This is a genomic window from Vibrio sp. YT-17, from assembly GCF_033337375.1.
Taxonomy (GTDB): Bacteria; Pseudomonadota; Gammaproteobacteria; order Enterobacterales; family Vibrionaceae; genus Vibrio; species Vibrio alginolyticus.
In genome coordinates, this window is the sequence record NZ_JAWOQP010000001.1 from 150799 (window position 1) to 170232 (window position 19434).

At 46.0% G+C, this 19434-nt stretch carries 15 protein-coding genes; 5 read left to right on the top strand and 10 right to left on the bottom strand.

Annotated features, from left to right (window positions below):
• Nucleotides 1–7: 7 nt before the first annotated feature.
• The 3 genes from cpdA to nudF form a co-directional block, all read right to left on the bottom strand.
• Nucleotides 8–814, bottom strand: coding sequence for a 3',5'-cyclic-AMP phosphodiesterase (gene cpdA, locus R7F67_RS00640; RefSeq protein ID WP_005379877.1), 807 nt, complete (start codon nt 812–814; stop codon nt 8–10).
• Nucleotides 815–875: 61 nt separating this feature from the next.
• On the bottom strand, nt 876–1319 hold the full coding sequence (locus R7F67_RS00645) for a DUF1249 family protein (protein ID WP_005379879.1): 444 nt from the start codon (nt 1317–1319) through the stop codon (nt 876–878).
• Nucleotides 1319–1969 carry an ADP-ribose diphosphatase gene (gene nudF, locus R7F67_RS00650; protein ID WP_005379881.1) on the bottom strand — a complete coding sequence of 217 codons (651 nt, stop codon included), beginning with the start codon at nt 1967–1969 and terminating at the stop codon, nt 1319–1321. Before nudF ends, R7F67_RS00645 begins: the two co-directional genes overlap by 1 nt.
• Before the next feature lie 229 nt (nt 1970–2198).
• On the opposite strand from nudF, the gene tolC reads away from it, so the two are divergent.
• Nucleotides 2199–3527, top strand: a complete 1329-nt coding sequence (gene tolC, locus R7F67_RS00655; RefSeq protein ID WP_005379884.1) for an outer membrane channel protein TolC — start codon at nt 2199–2201, stop codon at nt 3525–3527.
• A 178-nt stretch (nt 3528–3705) separates the two neighbouring features.
• Here tolC and hldE read toward each other — a convergent pair whose 3' ends face one another.
• The 3 genes from hldE to R7F67_RS00670 form a co-directional block, all read right to left on the bottom strand.
• Nucleotides 3706–5136 carry a bifunctional D-glycero-beta-D-manno-heptose-7-phosphate kinase/D-glycero-beta-D-manno-heptose 1-phosphate adenylyltransferase HldE gene (hldE, locus tag R7F67_RS00660; protein ID WP_005379886.1) on the bottom strand — a complete coding sequence of 477 codons (1431 nt, stop codon included), beginning with the start codon at nt 5134–5136 and terminating at the stop codon, nt 3706–3708.
• A gap of 67 nt (nt 5137–5203) precedes the next feature.
• Complete coding sequence (gene glnE, locus R7F67_RS00665; RefSeq protein ID WP_005379888.1) at nt 5204–8047, bottom strand: bifunctional [glutamate--ammonia ligase]-adenylyl-L-tyrosine phosphorylase/[glutamate--ammonia-ligase] adenylyltransferase; 2844 nt, start codon at nt 8045–8047, stop codon at nt 5204–5206.
• Nucleotides 8048–8160: 113 nt separating this feature from the next.
• The gene (locus R7F67_RS00670) at nt 8161–9417 is read right to left on the bottom strand and encodes a methyl-accepting chemotaxis protein (protein WP_005379890.1); all 1257 of its coding nucleotides are present in this window, start codon (nt 9415–9417) and stop codon (nt 8161–8163) included.
• 105 nt (nt 9418–9522) lie between these two features.
• On the opposite strand from R7F67_RS00670, the gene R7F67_RS00675 reads away from it, so the two are divergent.
• Nucleotides 9523–10296, top strand: coding sequence for a potassium channel family protein (locus tag R7F67_RS00675; protein ID WP_025768395.1), 774 nt, complete (start codon nt 9523–9525; stop codon nt 10294–10296).
• Nucleotides 10297–10337: 41 nt separating this feature from the next.
• Here the strand turns inward: R7F67_RS00675 and R7F67_RS00680 are convergent, their stop codons facing one another.
• Complete coding sequence (locus R7F67_RS00680) at nt 10338–11870, bottom strand: inorganic triphosphatase (RefSeq protein ID WP_104975843.1); 1533 nt, start codon at nt 11868–11870, stop codon at nt 10338–10340.
• A gap of 212 nt (nt 11871–12082) precedes the next feature.
• On the opposite strand from R7F67_RS00680, the gene R7F67_RS00685 reads away from it, so the two are divergent.
• From R7F67_RS00685 to R7F67_RS00695, 3 genes are all read left to right on the top strand, one after another.
• A complete protein-coding gene (locus tag R7F67_RS00685; protein ID WP_005379896.1) occupies nt 12083–12763 on the top strand; it encodes a TIGR00153 family protein in 681 nt (226 codons plus the stop codon).
• Between the two features lie 131 nt (nt 12764–12894).
• Complete coding sequence (locus R7F67_RS00690) at nt 12895–14154, top strand: inorganic phosphate transporter (protein ID WP_005379898.1); 1260 nt, start codon at nt 12895–12897, stop codon at nt 14152–14154.
• A gap of 178 nt (nt 14155–14332) precedes the next feature.
• Nucleotides 14333–14944, top strand: coding sequence for a TIGR04211 family SH3 domain-containing protein (locus tag R7F67_RS00695; protein WP_005379900.1), 612 nt, complete (start codon nt 14333–14335; stop codon nt 14942–14944).
• Nucleotides 14945–15032: 88 nt separating this feature from the next.
• On the opposite strand, the gene ggt is transcribed toward R7F67_RS00695, so the two are convergent.
• From ggt to R7F67_RS00710, 3 genes are all read right to left on the bottom strand, one after another.
• Nucleotides 15033–16763 (bottom strand): gamma-glutamyltransferase, encoded by a 1731-nt coding sequence (gene ggt / locus R7F67_RS00700; protein ID WP_225466381.1) that lies wholly within the window; start codon nt 16761–16763, stop codon nt 15033–15035.
• Between the two features lie 273 nt (nt 16764–17036).
• The gene (locus R7F67_RS00705) at nt 17037–17723 is read right to left on the bottom strand and encodes a general secretion pathway protein GspB (protein WP_017820253.1); all 687 of its coding nucleotides are present in this window, start codon (nt 17721–17723) and stop codon (nt 17037–17039) included.
• On the bottom strand, nt 17723–19339 hold the full coding sequence (locus R7F67_RS00710; RefSeq protein ID WP_017820254.1) for an ExeA family protein: 1617 nt from the start codon (nt 19337–19339) through the stop codon (nt 17723–17725). Before R7F67_RS00710 ends, R7F67_RS00705 begins: the two co-directional genes overlap by 1 nt.
• Nucleotides 19340–19434: the final 95 nt, after the last annotated feature.

A 19434-nucleotide genomic window follows, 5' to 3' on the forward strand; every position in this document is an offset into this window, starting at 1 on the left:
GGGCGCGTTAGTAGCCGTTAGAAGAGAAGTCTGGTTGGAACTGGCCATCAGGAAGCCGACCTACTTGGGTCGTAATATCGCCACAAGCGTGTAGTTGCAGCTCCCGCCAACCAGGCGAAGTGGTATCAAGGGCAAAATCATCCGAGTTAGGCTTAAACTGAACACAAGTTGAGGGTGTTGCCATCACTCGAATGCCCTTGTAAAGCACATTCATATCTTGATGAACATGACCACAGAGAATGCCTTTCACGTTATCAAAACGCTCGACAACCTGCCAAAACGCTTCGGCATCTTTTAAAGTATGTTGATCAAGCCACGCGCTTCCGACCAGTAACGGGTGATGATGCAACAAAACAAGTGTGTGTCTTTCTGGGTGTTCGGCTAGCTTTTCTTCGAGTAGCGTTAATTGCTGATCACTCAAGCGCCCATGAGGAACGCCAACAACTTGCGAGTCTAAAAGAATTAACTGCCAATGCTCGCCAAGCAACACATGCTCTGCGGCTTTGATTTGTGGCGAAGGCAAAACACTGCCCATATTAGGCTTGTAATCATGATTACCAGGTAGCCAAAAGCAGTCTTTCTCTAGCGGTTCAATGCCGTTGGCAAAGCGCTGATAAGATTCTGCACTATGGTCTTGGGAAATATCGCCTGTCGCCAAGATGTAATCAAACGCCACGTTGCGGCGTAAAACATCAGCAACAACAGCATTAAAGCTATCGACTGTTTTTACGCTTAGCAAACTTCCCTCATCGGCAGCAAACAGATGAGTATCCGTAATTTGTAAAAGTTTGATGCTGTCACTAGATGATTGCAAAATGAAAACCTGATTCGTCCACTATATCGTTATTTGTTATTTTCCTTTAGTGAAGTGACGATCAATTGAAGGCAAGTGGTGTTCTACTGATACCACTTCGTAAACAAAACGTCAGCCATTCACCGAGGAATGTGTTTAATTGATGCTTTTCATCTTTCTGCATCAGTTGGTCATTGGGATAATCATACTTAGCTTTTATGCGAGAGAACTCTCCGCTTGAGCATACTTCGGCTACTCTCGCATCATGATAAAGCCTGACAGACATCGTCGGTAAAGGAAACACTGGCGTTTCATCACTCTGACATATCTCAACAACTGTGGTGTATTTTGTGATTTCATTCACGGTCAATTGGTAAACCATGTTCGCCGCTTGGTAGCAACGTACATCCCCAACTTCAGCAGAAGCAGGCAATAAGGCATTCAATTTAGCGTAGTTGGTCTCATACGTTCTCATAAGACCAGCTAAATCAACATGATATCTCTGTTTTTCAGCCAATTGTGCCATTACTCACTCTCCACCGTTTGGGATAGTCCCCATTCTGACTTTAACTCTTGATGGTGTAATTGCAGCCATTGCAACGCAATAATCGACGCACCATTTTCAAATTTTCCGTCCTTCACCCATTGATACGCCGTTTCACGACTCATGACATGAACTCGGATATCTTCATTCTCATAGTCTAAACCATGAATGCCGTGCGCTTTAGACGCATCCACTTCACCAACAAAGACGTCTAGCTTTTCCGAGCAACCACCAGCCGAAGGATAATAAGAAGTGACAGGTATAACGCGCCCCACCTGAATCCCCGCTTCTTCGACAGCCTCTCGACGAATTACGGCTTCAGCAGATTCATCGCGGTCAATCATACCGGCGACAATTTCTAGCTGCCAAGGGTGTTCATGTTCCAACGCGCCAATACGAATCTGTTCAATGATTACGACCTGGTCCGTCTTTGGATCATAAGGAAGCATCGCTGCTGCGTGACCACGCTCGAACATTTCTCGTTCGACAACTCCACTCCAACCACCAGCAAATAGCCTATGCTGAAAGCGGTATTTCACCATTTTGAAAAAACCTTCAAATAAGGTTTCTTTCGAGATGACTTTTACATCTCGCGAAGTAAAATCTTGTTGTTGTTTGTCACGCTGTTGCATTCAACACCTCTCTGAGTGAATCCTGTAGTTTACTCATTGTTATTCGCTTGCTCAAAGGACTTGGCTCAACTTTTTGTATAATAGTTACAAATTAATTTAAGTCTTTGCTAAAAATTTATTGCACAAGTGGATAATTACGTGTAAAAAAGTGCAAACTTTAGAGTAAATATCGTGCAAATTGAGTTAAACTACTGAGAATTAACCAATCTATGGACCGCGGGAATAGAAAATGAAAAAATTGCTTCCACTATTTATCAGTGCAGCGCTAGGTAGCATGAGTACGTCTGCGTTCGCAGACTCTTTGGCTGAAATCTACGACTTGGCAAAACAAAATGATCCACAATTGCTCAGTGTAGCAGCACAACGTGACCAAGCTTTCGAAGCAATCACCTCAAGCCGTAGTGCTCTATTACCACAAATTAACCTTACTGCGGGTTACAATTTAACTCGTGGTGATACTGAATACGATTCAAATCTAATTAGCGACGTATCAAACGATGGCAACGCACTAACCGCTGGCGTTAGCTTTTCACAAGCACTTTACAACCGCGCATCTTGGATCTCTCTAGATACTGCTGAGAAAAGTGCTCGCCAAGCAGACGCAACTTACGCTGCGACGCAACAGGCACTGATTCTTCGCGTGTCACAAGCGTATTTTGAAGTTCTACGCGCACAAGATAATCTTGTTTTCGTACGTGCAGAAAAAGCCGCGGTTGGCCGTCAACTTGAGCAAACTAAACAGCGTTTTGAAGTAGGTTTGTCTGCAATCACTGACGTGCATGACGCACAAGCTCAGTACGACCAAGTGCTAGCGGACGAAGTGTTGGCAGAAAACGCGCTCACTAATAGCTACGAGTCACTGCGTGAAATTACAGGCCAAGAGCACAAAGATCTCAACATTTTGGACACTGGCCGCTTCACTGCTAGCCCATCGACCGTACCAGCTGAATCGCTCATTGATGAAGCAAAAACCAAAAACCTGACCTTGCTATCTTCACGTATTCTTCAAGACATTGCGCGTGACAATATTTCACTAGCAAGCTCTGGCCACCTACCAACGCTCTCTCTAGATGGTGGTTACAACTACGGTGATACTTCTCATAGCTCTCGTGATAACACGACAGACAACTTCAATATTGGTGTGAACCTTGCAGTACCGCTATACACAGGTGGTAACGTAACCTCTCAAACCAAACAGGCTGAATACGCGTACGTGGCAGCAAGCGAAGATCTTGAAGCACAGTACCGTAGCGTAGTAAAAGATGTTCGCGCACAAAACAACAACATTAACGCCTCTATCGGCGCATTACGTGCGTATGAGCAAGCGGTTATTTCTGCACGCTCTGCACTAGAAGCAACAGAAGCTGGCTTTGATGTAGGTACTCGTACTATCGTTGATGTACTGGACGCGACTCGTCGTCTATACGATGCGAACAAAAACCTATCGAACGCTCGTTACGACTACATTTTAAGTGTTCTTCAGCTACGCCAAGCCGTTGGTACGCTAAGCGAACAAGACATCTTGGATGTTGATGCAGGTTTGAAAGCGGCAAAATAACCGCGAACTGAATACTTCAGGCCTTAATAAATAAAAAACGCCAGTTGAGTTATCAGCTGGCGTTTTTTATTACTTATAGTTCAGAGCCTATAAGTGTCTCTGAGCATCAAGTATCAAAAAGGCCGCACTTAGCGACCTTTATGAGCAAATAGCATTTCAATGCTAACAAACAGCAGGCTTAGCCCTTACCGCCTTTGATTGCATTAATGATTTCACTGGTCGAGCAGCCATCTTCAAAGTTCAATACACGAACTTCACCACCCGCCGCAATGACTTCTTTACCACCAGCAATCTCTTCTGGTTTGTAGTCACCGCCTTTTACTAGCAAGCTTGGTAGAACTTCTGAGATCAAACGCTGCGGCGTATCTTCACTAAATGGTACAACCCAATCCACAGCGCCCAAACCTGCCAACACCGCCATGCGGCGATCGGTTGGGTTTACCGGACGACCAGGGCCTTTAAGGCGTTTTACTGACTCATCGGTATTTACCGCAACGATTAGGCGATCGCCCAGTTCAGCAGCATGGTTTAAGTAAGACACATGCCCAGCGTGCAGAATATCAAAGCAGCCATTTGTCATAACGACTTTCTCGCCACGAGCTCGTGCTTTTTTCACCGCTTCGATCAGTGCTTTTTCTGAAATCACACCGTAATCCGTGTCTTGGCTGCCATGTACCGCTTCTGCTAATTCAATCTCAGAAAGCGTTGACGTGCCTAGTTTACCAACCACAACACCTGCCGCTGCGTTTGCTAATGCACACGCTTCTTCAAATGATTTGCCTGCGGCAACAGACGCTGCCAATACAGAGATAACCGTGTCGCCCGCACCTGTCACGTCGTACACTTCTTTCGCTTGAGTTGGAAGGTGGAACGGTTCCTGACCACGACGAATCAAGGTCATTCCGTTTTCGCTGCGTGTCACTAAAAGCGCTTCAAATTCAAACTCTTCAACCAAAGCCAGTGCTTTCTCTACTAGCTCTTGGTCAGATTTCACTTTACCTACAACGTCTTCGAACTCTTTCATGTTTGGCGTAAGAAGTGTTGCGCCACGGTAGCGTTCAAAATCCGCACCTTTCGGGTCAATGAAAACCGGAATATTTGCTGCGCGCGCTTTTTGAATGTATGCCTGAACATGCTCTAACGAGCCTTTTGCGTAGTCAGACATAATCACGGCTTTAACGTTTGGCAGTGCGACATCCATACGTGATAACACAGGTGCAGAATCTGTGTTTTCAAACTTGTCTTCGAAGTCGAGACGAATAAGCTGTTGTCCACGGCTCATTACGCGAAGCTTCGTAATCGTTGGGTAATCAGGCAGTGCAACGAAATCGCACTTCACATTGAGTGAGCTCAGCGTCTCCGTCAGCACTTTTGCAGGCTCATCTTCCCCAGTAAGACCAACAATGTGAGCATGGCCACCTAGTGATGCGATGTTCATCGCAACGTTCGCAGCACCACCAGGACGCTCTTCATTGTTTTCTACTTTTACAACAGGAACCGGCGCTTCAGGAGAAATGCGCCCGGTTGGGCCATACCAGTAACGATCTAGCATGACATCACCGATGATGAGCACACCAGCGCTGTTGTAATCAGGTAGAATTGGTTTCATTGTTGGTCTCCAAAAATTAAATCGAAGTGAGTTTATCACAGCCCTTATCGAGGCTAAATATATGGTCTTAACTGAACCACTGATTCCAAGCCTGTTTTACCCACTCCCTTTCGGCAACAAACTTATCTTCCACCACATCAGCGTCTAAATTGAGTAGATTTCGGCGGTGTATTTCGTTGCGCATTGTCGTGTAGGCACGTATCAACTGCATTGCTTGGTCTTCGTCCATGACATTTTGCGCAATGAGCGTTTCAAAGATGCGCACATTATCACACCAACGCGTCAATTTCGGCTTATCGTGACTATAGTTGAGCACTAGGTACTGAGCGAGAAATTCGATATCGGTAATCCCACCCACATCTTGCTTGAGCATAAAGCGGCCTGGCTTTTTCCCCCCAAGATGACCGCGCATTTTTTCTCTCATTTCGACAACGTCTTTTTTCAGTTCAGCTTGATCGCGTGCTTTGCACAACACATCATGCCGCGTATTGTGAAATGCGTTCGCCAGTGGTTCATCACCATAAATCATGCGCGCGCGGACAAGTGCTTGATGCTCCCATGTCCACGCGTCTTGATGTTGATAGTCGTCGAACGCGTCCGTTGGGCTAACCAACAAACCCGATGCACCGGACGGACGCAATCGGGTATCGACCTCGTATAAAATACCGGAAGCGGTGCGAGTGGAGAAAATATGAATGATACGCTGTGCTAAACGAAGGTAGAACTGACGACCATCAATCTCTTTCTTGCCGTCAGTGTAGACATTGACGGGGCAGTCATGCATGAAGACAATATCCAAATCGGAGTTATAGCCGAGCTCCCACCCTCCGACTTTACCATAGCCAATTACAGCAAAGCCTTTACCTTCACGATCTTTCACATGCGTTGGCTCGCCGTACTTTTCAGACACTTGCAACCAAGCCTGACTGATCACCGCATCAACGATAGCTTCCGCTAAATAAGTTAAATGGTCACTCACTTTCATCACTGGCAATGCGCCAGCAATATCTGCCGCTGCAATACGCAAAATACAAATTTGCTTAAACTGACGCAACGCTTCCATTTGCTGTTCCATATCATCTTCAGGAATACGCGCCAAATAATCACGTAGCTCTGTACGGTAACTGTCTAATGGAATGGGATTGTACAGCTGCGCAGGGTCGATCAACTCATCAAGCAAGATAGGATAACGAGACAGCTGCTCTGAAATCATTGGGCTTGCGGTACACAAACGTACGAGCTGCACCAGAGCCGCTGGATGCTCATCCAATAATTCCAAGTAAGTCGTGCGAGTGCAGATGTTGTGTAGCAAGTGAAGTACACGAGATAAACCAAACTGTGCATCAGGATGGGCAAAGACCGCATCAAACACTTTCGGCATCAAACGATTGAGCACTTCGCGTCCACGTGGGCCTAACGTTTTTTTGGCCAGATCGGTTTTAAAGTTGATGATGGTTTTCGCGCATGAAGCAAAGTCTTCAATCTGAATATCCTGCTGCAAGATATGCTCAAGAACATCTTGTTTGTCGGCCATATCCCATAGCTCATGAAAATGACGAGCAACGGTAGTCCCCTCGTCTTCTTCATCATCACCAATTAGTGATTCAAAAACTTGGTGAACATTTGCCATATGCTGCTGGGTTTGCTCAATCAATTGCTCCCAACAGCTCATTTTCATCGCGGTGGCGAGCTTTAAGCGTTCGGTTTCGCAATCAGGCAGCGTCTGGGTTTGCTTATCCGCCATTGCTTGCAACAAGTTTTCTAATTGACGCAAGTACTTGTATGCGGCTTCTAGATCGCTGACTTCTTGTGGAGTAAGCAATGCCAGTTCTTCAATGCCTTGCAGCGTTTCCAACAGCCCTCGATTACGTAAAGAAGGTTCTCGACCACCTCGAATCAATTGAAAAACTTGAGCGATAAATTCAATTTCTCGAATGCCACCCGCACCTAGCTTAATGTTGTTATTCAACCCTCGGCGGCGAACCTCGCTACTGATCATCGACTTCATTCGACGCAAAGATTGAATCGCACTGAAATCAATATAACGACGAAAAACAAAAGGGCGCAGCATTTGGCGTAGCTCTTGATACTGCGGGTACATCTCACATCCCATCACCCGAGCTTTGATCATCGCGTAACGTTCCCAATCTCGCCCCTGCTCTTGGTAATAATCTTCAAGTGCGGCATAGCTCATTACCAAGGGGCCACTTTCTCCAAATGGGCGAAGTCGCATGTCGACGCGGTAGCAAAAACCATCGAAGGTTTGTTGGTCGAGCGCTTTGATGATGCGTTGACCAAGACGAGTAAAGAACTGGGCATTGGCAATGCTGCGGCGTGCGCCTTGGGTTTCGCCATTCTCTGGATACGTGAAAATTAGATCAATATCGGAAGAAAAGTTTAGCTCGCCACCACCCAGTTTCCCCATGCCGATAATTAACATCGGCTGCACTTCACCGTCCTCACTTGTTGGCGTGCCCCACTCCTGACAACACACTTGATATTGCCATTGATAGGTTTCAAAAATCATCGCTTCTGCCAACTCAGATAAGTGGCTTAAAGACGTCTCTAGAGACCATGCATGCGTGAAATCCTTCCACGCAATGTACACCATTTCTCGATTGCGAAACTGACGCAATACGCGATGACCAGACATCTCATCAGGACATTGTTCCAACAGTTCAGCAAGGCGTGAGCGGTAAGACTCCTGACGACTTGGCTGCGCTAACATACTTGGCAACTCACGGGCTAGGACTTCATCGCGATGAATGGCTTCAGTTATAAACTGGCTTAAGCCCGCCACATAACGAAATTGCTGCGCAACCTCATCGGGCCAAAGGGGAAAATAACCTGCGTCTTGGGCGTTTTGTACGGCAGATTCAGCGATAGAAATCAGTGGCGAAGGCAGCTGCATTTTTCTTCCTTGTTTGAAAAGCACGGTAACTCATTCTTTATACCAGACTGAAAGCAAATAAAAACGCCCACAAAAGGTTTGTGGGCGTTTTATCAAAAGTTCGGGATCGAATATTAAACTTGGAAAGATTTGATCTTCTTGTCTAGCTCACCTGCATTATTTTGCATCATTTCAGAGGTTTCTAGCAGCTCGGTAACAACAACAACTGAGGCTTCAACCAACTCACGTACATTGGTGAGGTTTTGGCTCATCTCTTCTGCAACACTGCTTTGCTGACCAGACGCCGTCGCGATCTGGAAGTTCATGTCATTGATTTGCGTCACTTGCCCAACAATACCATCGAGCTCAGATCCAGCATTAGAAACCAGCTCGTTTCCATCTGCCGCTTCTACAACGCTTTTTTCCATGAGTTCTACCGCAGATTCAGCACTGGTTTGCAGCTGTGCGATCATCTCTTGAATTTCTACCGTCGCTTGTTGTGTGCGTTGGGCAAGGTTACGAACTTCATCTGCAACCACAGCAAAACCCCGCCCAGCCTCGCCAGCTCGCGCCGCTTCAATCGCCGCATTCAGTGCAAGCAGGTTGGTTTGTTCAGAAATGCCTTGAATCGTCCCCACAACGCTACCAATGGCTTCAACACGTTCTTCAACTTGGTTAACCGCTTGTGCCGATGAAGCGATATCCGACGAAAGTTCACTCATTTTCGCCATTGTACTTTGCAAGAACTGCTGACCAGAAATTGCTTGTGCGGAAGCTTGCTCTGTTAGAGAAGATGCCGTCTGGGCATGTTCCGCAACCGTTTGGACCGTCGACGACATTTCACTCATCGCCGTAGCAAGTTGATCAATTTCGTTAAACTCTTCTTGCGCCGATTCCTTCGTTTCCGACATGCTCAGTGTCATGACTTCGGTGAGCGTTGATAATTCATCAGACGCATTAATTTGCATTTGAATCACATCGTGCAATTGTCGACGTGTCTTTTCTAATTCACGTGCCACATCTCCGTATTCATCTTTACAATCCATACCAAATGGAACAGAGAGGTTCTTGCTCGCCATCAGTTTGATCGCGTCGCTCAGATACTGTGTTTGACGCAACATCACTCTAGCCGCCGCTAATAAGAGCACGACAAAAACCACTATCAATAAGGCGGTTTGCCAAGCAACTTGCGTTAAGTATGCTTCATAATGCTGTTGGGCAACTTGCGCGTTTTGTGTCGCCGCTAAAAGTGAGTCGTAAAAAGTGTTTGCGTCCCACAGTTGTTTTGCCACGATCAGGACAGTACTGAAGACCATCAACATGACCATTTTAGGCACCAGTCGAATGTCGGATATGACCCTTTCCCATGGCTTAAATGCCAGCTTTTCCATTGTCAGTTCTCCACCGAGTCTTATATAGTCTTTATCTATAATCTTTATATTACTTATAGTTATGTTCGCGCTTTGCGTGGTTACGCGATTTATTTTGAGCTTCGTATGAAAAACAATGATATCAAAGACAGCACACGACCGATGGGCCTGTTGTCACTAATATTGTCTTTTATGGCACTATTTGTGATCTCTGGCTTGTTGTTTTTCCCGATCGATCACGAAACCCGTCAAGTTCTTATCGGTCTGGATTTCATAATCTGTAGTATTTTTCTACTACAGCTCACCATTGATTTGATCCGGTCCACAGATCGCTGGTTATTCCTTAAACGTCATTGGATAGATTTCGTGGCGAGCATCCCATTGATAGAGCCCCTGCGCTTTGCTCGTATTTTTCATATTATGCGAGTGGTATTAGTACTGCGTTCGTCAAAGTTCATTTTGCATCAGCTCAAAGAAAACCGCCGCGAAACCACGGTCGCCTCTATACTGCTATTGATGGTTATCCTCATAACACTCGGTTCTAGTGCAATGCTGTTTATCGAAGCGAAAAACCCAGAAGCGAATATTCGTACTGGCGCCGATGCTTTGTGGTGGGTATTTGTAACAATCTCAACGGTTGGTTACGGCGATCATTATCCAGTGACCTCCATAGGAAAGTTTTTGGCTGTCATCATCATTGTTTGCGGGGTGGGTATCTTTGGTATGATCTCGGGTCTTATCACCTCTATCCTTACTGCCCCAACGAAACAACAGACGCACAGTTCAATCAATAAAGAACGTATGCTCGAGCAGCTCCTAACCCAACAAGCGCAAATACTAGAACGACTCGATTTCATGGAAAAAGAGCTACAACAACGTAAAACAGAGACAAAAAAATAGGACCATGCGGTCCTATTTTTTTGTCGTTACCACCAGAACGATCATTCACGCCAATAAGGCTGTACTTCCACACTGATCGCTCGGGTTTGATCCATTGCATGCAAAATTGAGCGCTCTTGACGGTGCAACCAGCGTTCTAACTGCTCTTTTTCTGCGTCTTCCAGCATATCAACCAACGGGAGCAAATGGTTCAGCATTAGCAGATCATCGATACCATGCACCAGATCCGCCCATGGTAAACGGAAGCTGTTACGCTCATCCGAGTTATACAAACTCGCGAAACCAATACCAGTATAGAGGTTACGCAATAAGCGATAACGCTGATCAACGTACTCTTGCGCCGTCAAATCGCGCTCTGCTGGGAAAGCTTCCATTAGCTCAGCCCAAGTGCGATCGAGCTGAGTAACTGAAAACGGCATGATATTACTTGCCATTTTTTCACGTGCTTTTTCATCAAGAAATGGCTGCCAACCGCGCGCTAAGATCCAGCGGCTTAGATCCAGCAGTAACCCTGTGTAACGAGCGGAATTGAGCAACCCTAGCACTTCTTCACGGCTTGGCAACTCTTGTAACTGCTGAGTCAACTCAGATACTAAGAACTTACGTGCATCCAACTTGCGCAGCACATTGCCTTTGTCATCTAAAAGCTCTTCAAGGTGTGCATGCTCATCCAACCAACTCAGTTCTTCTTCCAACCATTTAAGCTCTTGGCGCAGAATCGCGCTCGCGCGACGAGGGACAATCCCGCCAAAAATAGTCAATGTTTGACGAATGAAACGAATGGCATTATTGATTTCACGCAGTGCTTCCACGCTGTCACGCTCAGCATAAATTTGCTCGTGATAATGCCAATGAGACAAAGCGTGCTCTAAAGAGTTGATCAAGCAAAATTCAACGGTATCCGTCGGACTACTGTCCACAAGTGCCAATGATTTTACTTCATCACCCGCATAACCGCTTGCAAGTCGATAACCTTTCGCCGCTTTGCTCAAGTTACCCAAGCGCATACCGCCTTGCTCGCAAAAGCTGCGTGCCAGCGTGAATAAAGCTTCGGTTTGGCCAGACTTAAGTTCCAGTTCAACTTCGCAAATCGGCTCTTGCTTCTCTTCTTCGTCTTCACCTTTGGCTACAACTAAGCCTTGGTCAAAGGCAACTTCAATCTGACTGCCATCGGGCATGCCAATCAGCCATTGTTCACGTGTGAAGTTGGTCGAGAATAATGGCATAAGCTCGGATTGCAGCGTTTCTGCATCTTTACCTGGAGGCCAAATATCTAGAGGATGAAGCGACAGATTAGGCTCGTCGCTAGTGTGCTCAGCATTGTATTCTGGTCTTTGATGTAAGCCTGCGACGACGCGTCCTGCTGTCTTTACGGTTTGGACGAATACATCATCAAAACGGCGAATTCTTAAACCAATGTCGTGCTTTCGAAGCCATTTATCGGCAGTATCAAAATAGGTGTTACCCAAGTCACGACAACTATGCTGAAGTACTTTTGTCTCAGAAATTTTTTCTTTTAAAGTTTCTGAAAATTCAGGAGAAACAAAAAACTTCAGTTCTATTTCGGTTTCCATAGCTATACCTTTCAAAGCAGATAGAAACAGGATATTGCGTAATTTCTCACACGGCAAGAGAGAAATATCGCCGGAATGATGATCTAAAACAGTTTTAATGAGCGATTTAATGCGTTACCATGCGCGCCTTTATAGCCATCGTTCAACATTTCGCCAAGCACTCAGAAATGGTGTATGTTTTTTTAAGGTTATAGTTATTAGGTTGAATGACCATGCCAGTAAATACAATTATGGGGTTATTTGCAAAGTCCCCAATTAAGCCTTTGCAACGCCACGTTGTGTGTGTCAACGAATGTTGTTCACACTTGGTGAAATTCTTTGAAGTATCTTCAAAGGGTGATTGGGAAAAAGCAGCAGAAATCCGTGCACAAATTTCTCACCTAGAGAAAGAAGCGGATGTGCTGAAACGTGAAATCCGTCTAAAACTGCCTCGCGGTTTGTTCATGCCAGTCGACCGTACTGACATGCTTGAGCTTTTGACTCAACAGGACAAACTTGCAAACCTGGCAAAAGACATTGCTGGCCGTGTATATGGTCGTCAACTTGTCATCCCTGAGGCTCTCCAACCAAACTTCCTCGCTTACGTTCAACGTTGTCTTGATGCTGCCGATCAGGCGCAAAAGGTAATCAATGAACTTGATGAATTGCTAGAAACCGGCTTCAAAGGCCGTGAAGTGACGCTCGTCGCTGAAATGATTCATCAATTAGACGTTATCGAAGATGATACCGATGCCATGCAGATTGAACTTCGCCAACAGTTGATGGTGATTGAAGCTGACATGAACCCTATCGATGTCATGTTCCTATACAAGATTCTTGAATGGGTAGGTGGTATTGCCGACCAAGCGCAGCGCGTAGGTGCTCGTTTGGAAGTCATGCTATCTCGATCTTAAAACATAAAGTTAACGACATAACGAAGAGCATAATTAACACGTGTCATAGGGACGATGACTATTTTCATCGTCTTATGGTTTGGCGCGCGTAAAATTTTGTTCCGCTTGTTATAAAACAACTAGGTATTACGATGGATATCCTTGCGAACTACGGCACTGTCCTGATTATTGTTGCAGCGATTTTTGGTTTCATGATGGCGATTGGTATTGGCGCGAACGACGTTGCTAATGCGATGGGTACATCTGTAGGTTCAAAAGCGCTAACTGTAAAACAAGCTATCATCATTGCGATGATCTTCGAATTTGCAGGTGCTTACCTTGCAGGCGGTGAAGTAACCGACACTATCCGTAAAGGTGTAATCGAAACTTCTTTATTTGCTAGTCAACCAGATGTTCTTGTCTACGGCATGATGTCTGCGCTTTTAGCAGCAGGTACATGGCTGCTTCTTGCTTCTTACATGGGCTGGCCAGTATCAACGACTCACTCAATCATCGGTGCAATCATTGGTTTTGCATGCGTATCAGTAGGTACTGAAGCGGTTGACTGGGGCAGCGTTCAAGGCATTGTTGGTAGCTGGATTATTACGCCAGTGATTTCAGGTTTCTTTGCTTACGTTATCTTTGTCAGCGCACAGCGCCTGATTTTTGATACTGAGAACCCTCTGTTTAACGCGAAACGTTTTGTACCTGTTTACATGTTCATCACAACAATGGTGATTGCACTTGTAACCATCAAAAAAGGTCTAAAACACGTTGGTCTTCACCTGACCAATGGTGAAGCCTGGATGTGGGCAGCAGCAGTTTCAGCACTTGTGATGATTGGCGGCTACGTATACATCCAGAAAAAATTCGCTAATCGCGAAGAAGACCGCAGCTTTTCTGGCGTGGAAGGTATCTTCAGCGTTCTGATGGTTATCACCGCTTGTGCGATGGCATTTGCACACGGTTCAAACGACGTTGCAAACGCCATTGGTCCACTGTCTGCTGTCGTATCGACTGTTGAACACATGGGCGAAATCAGCACGAAAAGCACCATCGCTTGGTGGATTCTACCTCTTGGTGGTATTGGTATCGTGGTCGGTCTTGCAACACTAGGTCACAAAGTAATGGCAACCGTTGGTACAGGCATCACTGAGCTAACGCCTAGCCGCGGTTTTGCAGCACAGCTAGCAACAGCATGTACGGTAGTTCTAGCGTCTGGTACAGGCCTGCCAATTTCAACCACTCAAACATTGGTTGGTGCGGTTCTCGGTGTTGGCTTTGCTCGTGGTATCGCAGCACTGAACCTAGGCGTAGTTCGTAACATCGTGGCATCATGGATCGTTACACTACCAGCGGGTGCGTTATTGGCCGTAGTATTCTTCTACGGACTTCAAGCGATGTTCGCTTAAGACACTCGTCAATAGAATGTAAGCGCTTTGTCATTATTGACTCAAACGCACAGAAAGGGAGGCTTTGCCTCCCTTCTTTGTTGCACCGAAGTTTGAAACTGCATACTATTCGTCTATTTCCGGCTCCAATCATTCGGTGCCAACGCTGTCTCCAAGAAAAATCGTTAAGGGATTTACTGTGAAAAAACTAATCATCACGGTTTTGTTTACTTTGCTAGCAGCGCCAGCGGCCCTAGCAGCAGACCGTTATATTTCTGATGACCTCTTCACTTTTATGCACTCAGGTCCAAATAACACCTACCGTATTATTGGTAGTGTTAACGCCGGTTCTAAAGTACAACTGATTAAAACCAACCGAGATACTGGCTACACGCAAGTTCGTGATGACCGTGGTCGCACTGGTTGGGTACAAAGCAAGTTTGTGACAAACCAAGAGAGCATGGCAATTCGCCTTCCTCGCATTGAGAAAGAGCTAGCCGAAGTAAAAGAGCAGCTTGCTAATGCTCGTCAAACTTCTGATGCAGAGAAAGCAGGTCTTGTTACCTCTCTCGAAACACGTAACCAACAAATTTCAGATCTAGAAAATAAATACTCTGAGATCAGCGATCAGCTTACTTCTGTTGAAACAGAAAACCGCGAGCTACGCGCAAAACTGGATACACAAAAAGATGACATGCTGCTTAAGTACTTCACTTATGGCGGCGGTGTCGCAGGTTTAGGTTTACTATTTGGTTTGATTCTTCCGCATGTCATGCCTCGTAGAAAGCGCTCTCCTGCGGGTTGGGCATAAACCCTTACGCTTTTATCTTTAAAAAGAACGCAAAAGCCAGTCGATATTGACTGGCTTTTTAGTTTGCTTCGTTTGATAGAAGTGAGTACTACTCCCCCATTGAACTAGAGGCTCGACGACGATCCGTTGCGCCATAAAGCTTGCCATCTTTTAGCTCAATTGCATTCAAACCGCTTACCACTGGAATAACGTGCACTGGGTAGCCAAGCTCCATAAACTCAGGCACCAACATTTCTGCGAACGTTTTCTTTTCCACCAGCAAACCAGTCGGGTCATAAGACTTGGTGCGGTCTATCTTAGTGCCATACTGGATGTTTGGTAAGTCAATAGCCTCTTGCGCTGATAAGTTCCAATCCAGCACCCCAACCACGGTTTTGAGTACATACCCCGGGATTTGTGAACTACCTGGTGACCCAACCACCAAACGCAAATTATCATCACTGTCCATCACCATTAATGGCGTAATAGCCGAACGTGGACGCTTGCCCGCTTCAATTGAGTTTTGCGTAGGTTTGCCGTTAACCGTTGGCAGAGGTGAGAAGTTAGCCATCTGCGCGTTCAAGATAACGCCATCGACCATCACACCCGAGCCCATACCCGTTCCTACCGTACTAGTCATTGCTATTGCATTTCCATCTCTATCGACGATAGAAATATGCCCTGTATCTTTGCTCTCGAAGCCTTGATATTGCGCATACTGAGTTTGCGTTATCTGTCCTGCTTTTGGATCCTCTTTTAAAGTGCCATTATCGGGGATTAAATCACGTCTCTGATCTAGATAGGCTTTAGACAACAACTGTTCAACTGGCGCTTCCACATAATCCGGATCTCCGGCATACGCAATACGATCGGCTTTTGCAATTCGCATCGCTTCAGTCATGAGACGCCAAGGTTCCACATCCGTTTTCGCCATATGGGCAATGTCATAGGGTGCAAGCAGTTCAAGACTCTGAGCGACCATCACACCGCCCGAAGCTGGGTAACCAAAAGAGACGATTTTATTCCCACGGTAGTCGCTCTCAATGATGTCACGCTGCTTCACTTGGTAATGTTTAAAATCTTCTAAAGACAACTTCTCGTGTTGGTCGTCAATACGACTATTAACCGTCTCTACGATGTGCTGACCAAGCTCACCACCATAAAGGTAACTATCGCCTTGTTGCGCGATCTTCCTCAGCGTCTCAGCCATCTTAGGGTTCTTCATCAAGGTTCCCGTCGGCTTAATATCGTCCCCTTGCCAATACAAGGCTTTCACTTCCGGATCTTGCTCAAGTCGGCTTTGCTCTCTTACTACGATGTCGTAGGTGTAGCTGTTCATCGCGTACCCATTGCTCGCCAATGTAATCGCCGGCTTAATCAGCTCTGCCCATGGCAACTTGCCGTATTGTTCATGAGTGGTGTAAAGCAACCGCAACGTGCCCGGAACCGCAACAGAACGAGGGCCTAATATTTCGTTGCGACTGAGTACTTCCCCATTCTCAACAAACATTTCAGGGTTCGCGCTAGAGGGCGCTTCATCTCGACCATCAAGGGCCAGAAATTTTTTCTCGTCATGTTGATAAAACAGCGCGAAAGTCCCGCCGCCAATTCCGGTCATATCTGGCTCAACGACAGACATCACCATCTGCATCGCGACCATAGCATCAACAGCGTTACCGCCTTCTTTCAATATTGAGTAACCGGTACTGCTCACGTAAGGATTCGTCGCACTGACCATGAAATCTTGCCCGCGACTATCTGGTGTAACTGGGAATGGGTCTGGCTTTGCTGCATAGCTTGTCGATGCAACAATACTTAAAGAAAAAATCAGAATACGCATGTGTCTCTGTTTAGACTCCTATTATGTGATGGGGTCTAACGTGGACCAAGTCATTACTCCGAAGTTCGTGAAGATGGTGTCTTTTTACACAACGCTGACTGGAATCGCGCTATCAATAGATGAATGATATTGGTGCTATTTAAACGACTGAGAAAAGCTATATTTTGCTTGTTTGAGTATCTAAAAATCATCACCAGAATAGATGCAAAAGATGCTCTGAAAAATAAAAAGCCAGCGATATGATTTCGCTGGCTTGATGTGTTTCTACAAGAGTTAGCCTTTCCACTCATACAACGCTGGTATACGAATTTGCTCACCTTGGAACTCAACAATCACAGCTTGCGGTTGTATTTCTCTTAGAGTGACCTGATCATCAACGACATCCCCTTGATGATACTCAACATTGTTAATTTTCACCCAACGGCGATTTTCATCACTAGCGTACATATGGGTTTGCAAATTAAGCGCAGGTAGACGCCCTTGCCACTGGTGAGCGTTGCGCTCTAAATCGTTCACGCGTGCCGTTTGTGATGAAGAGTTGTCATCATCTCGGGATAAGGCATTTTCGACCTTCCTAGCTAAATCAGGAGATAATGAGGATAAATCCAGATCATCCAAAGACAACCCGAGGTCCTCTTCAGCAGGAGAAGTCGTTTGGGTTGATGCTGAGTTGCGTGTTTCATCTCTGCTTGGTGTATGGCTCGTGTATTCATCGGGGGTGGTAAATGTACCAAAATCACGCGATAGCTCTGCACTTGGCCACTCTCTTGGCAATTGGGCCAACTGGGTGTTCTCTGGATAGTCTAATACTTTGAAAGGTGATACCACTTCGACCTTTTCTATCGGGGACGTTGTATCTACTTCAACACTCGGTGCAAAGAGATCTAAGTACCAAGCGACTCCAATAGCAGAAGCAGTGATTGGCAGCAAGAACAGACCTATATGTTTCACAGCTGACATTATGCGTCCTCCTTCTCTATTCTCGCCAGTTGAGGCGCATCTGGCTGAACATTTTGCTGAAGTCGGTCTAGCGTTCGCTTACCTGCAATACCATCGACACCAATTCCTTGCCAGCGTTGAAATAACTCGACTCGCTCTTTCATCGCACCATCAAAAATAGACGTTTCAAGCAGTGGCTCACTCACCGCTTCTGCTAATAATCGGTCTAATACTTCAATCGCAGGGCCTTCCATGTCTAAACGTAATGTTTCATTCAGCGGAGCATGCCACAGTTCGATAATATTGCCCTGCCACAACGGCTTTAACCATGAAATTGGCAGACGGAGACGCTGCTTACCATTGAGCACTTCAGCTTGGTCATTACCGACGGCATATAGAATGACATACCCAACATCACCTTGATAATTCAACTCCAAGATCACAGGGCGATTTTGTTGCATCAACAGCGGCCAAGTCGCCATTTTACGCTCACAACGCATAGTCGACTGCGGTTCTGACAAACAAAGGTTATCGCGAACCGATGCTTGATACCCCCACAAACGATACAAATCATTTACAGCGAGGTTCGACTGTTTTTGTGTTAACAATAAAGCACGCTGCTCATCCGTTAACTGTTGGCTGACGACGGTTGGTGTTGGCTCTACTCTTGGCTCCGTCACTTGTGTCAACACTGACGTCGCTTGAGCTGGCATATAATTCACGACCGCCCACCCCGTACTTAATGCAGCAATAAGGCCTACCGTGACAGAGCCCCAAGCAGGCCAACGGAAAGTCCGGCGCTCTTTTTTATCTTGCTGATAAATATCTGCCTGAAACTGCATCACCTCTTCACAGGCCTGCTGAACGGTTTGCTTATCCACCACCACATTACCCTGGTGATAACTAATGTTGAGGGATTTGTCACAGATAAGGTTGATGAGCCGCGGTATACCGTGACTGTATTTGGCTATAAGTTTACAAGAAGCACGATTAAACAGTTGCTGGTCGCCACCTGCTGTATGTAGTCGAAATGCGATGTAATCTTCTGTCTCTTTTTCATCCAACGGCAACAGGTGATAACGCCCGGTAATACGCTGGGCAAGTTGGCGTAGTTGTGTTGTTTGTAATAACCGCTGCAATTCAGGCTGCCCGACCAACAACACTTTGAGCAATTTTCTGGTATCGGTTTCCAAGTTGGTCAACAAGCGCAACTGCTCTAGAACGTCGGCGGCAAGGTGTTGAGCCTCATCAATGACCAGCAATGTCTGCCAGCCTGAACGATAATTACGCAGCAAATATTGATGGATAACCTGGTTTAGCTGTTTGAGGTTTGCATCTGGCGGATAGGTGATTTTGAACTCATCGCAAATGGCTTCGAGCAAGTCTCTACTCGAAAACGTGGGATTGAGAATAAGACCCGCTTTGGTGTTATCACCCAAATTCGCCAGCATCGCTTTTGCGACGGTCGTTTTGCCTGTACCTACTTCGCCAGTAAGCATAGCAAAGCCACCGCCATCGCCTAGCCCAGCTTGGAGATGTGTGATTGCCTCTTTGTGACGTTGGCTTAAATACAAATAACGTGAGTTTGGAACAATCGAAAATGGTTGTTCGACAAACCCAAAAAAGTCCTTATACATTAGGCTCTCCAGCTAAAAAACCACCTGGGAATAGTCAGACATGGTATAAACGCTCTTCTTCTATTCTTAGGAGTAAAGAAAAGTACCATTGCTTG

What these genes read in the sequence shown, in the direction of transcription:
- ggt (WP_225466381.1), bottom strand. Translation starts at nt 16,763, where the DNA reads ATGCGTATTCTGATTTTTTCTTTAAGTATTGTTGCATCGACAAGCTAT.
- R7F67_RS00685 (WP_005379896.1), top strand. Translation starts at nt 12,083, where the DNA reads ATGCCAGTAAATACAATTATGGGGTTATTTGCAAAGTCCCCAATTAAG.
- R7F67_RS00675 (WP_025768395.1), top strand. Translation starts at nt 9,523, where the DNA reads ATGAAAAACAATGATATCAAAGACAGCACACGACCGATGGGCCTGTTG.
- R7F67_RS00690 (WP_005379898.1), top strand. Translation starts at nt 12,895, where the DNA reads ATGGATATCCTTGCGAACTACGGCACTGTCCTGATTATTGTTGCAGCG.
- glnE (WP_005379888.1), bottom strand. Translation starts at nt 8,047, where the DNA reads ATGCAGCTGCCTTCGCCACTGATTTCTATCGCTGAATCTGCCGTACAA.
- R7F67_RS00710 (WP_017820254.1), bottom strand. Translation starts at nt 19,339, where the DNA reads ATGTATAAGGACTTTTTTGGGTTTGTCGAACAACCATTTTCGATTGTT.
- R7F67_RS00680 (WP_104975843.1), bottom strand. Translation starts at nt 11,870, where the DNA reads ATGGAAACCGAAATAGAACTGAAGTTTTTTGTTTCTCCTGAATTTTCA.
- tolC (WP_005379884.1), top strand. Translation starts at nt 2,199, where the DNA reads ATGAAAAAATTGCTTCCACTATTTATCAGTGCAGCGCTAGGTAGCATG.
- nudF (WP_005379881.1), bottom strand. Translation starts at nt 1,969, where the DNA reads ATGCAACAGCGTGACAAACAACAACAAGATTTTACTTCGCGAGATGTA.
- R7F67_RS00705 (WP_017820253.1), bottom strand. Translation starts at nt 17,723, where the DNA reads ATGTCAGCTGTGAAACATATAGGTCTGTTCTTGCTGCCAATCACTGCT.
- R7F67_RS00670 (WP_005379890.1), bottom strand. Translation starts at nt 9,417, where the DNA reads ATGGAAAAGCTGGCATTTAAGCCATGGGAAAGGGTCATATCCGACATT.
- R7F67_RS00645 (WP_005379879.1), bottom strand. Translation starts at nt 1,319, where the DNA reads ATGGCACAATTGGCTGAAAAACAGAGATATCATGTTGATTTAGCTGGT.
- hldE (WP_005379886.1), bottom strand. Translation starts at nt 5,136, where the DNA reads ATGAAACCAATTCTACCTGATTACAACAGCGCTGGTGTGCTCATCATC.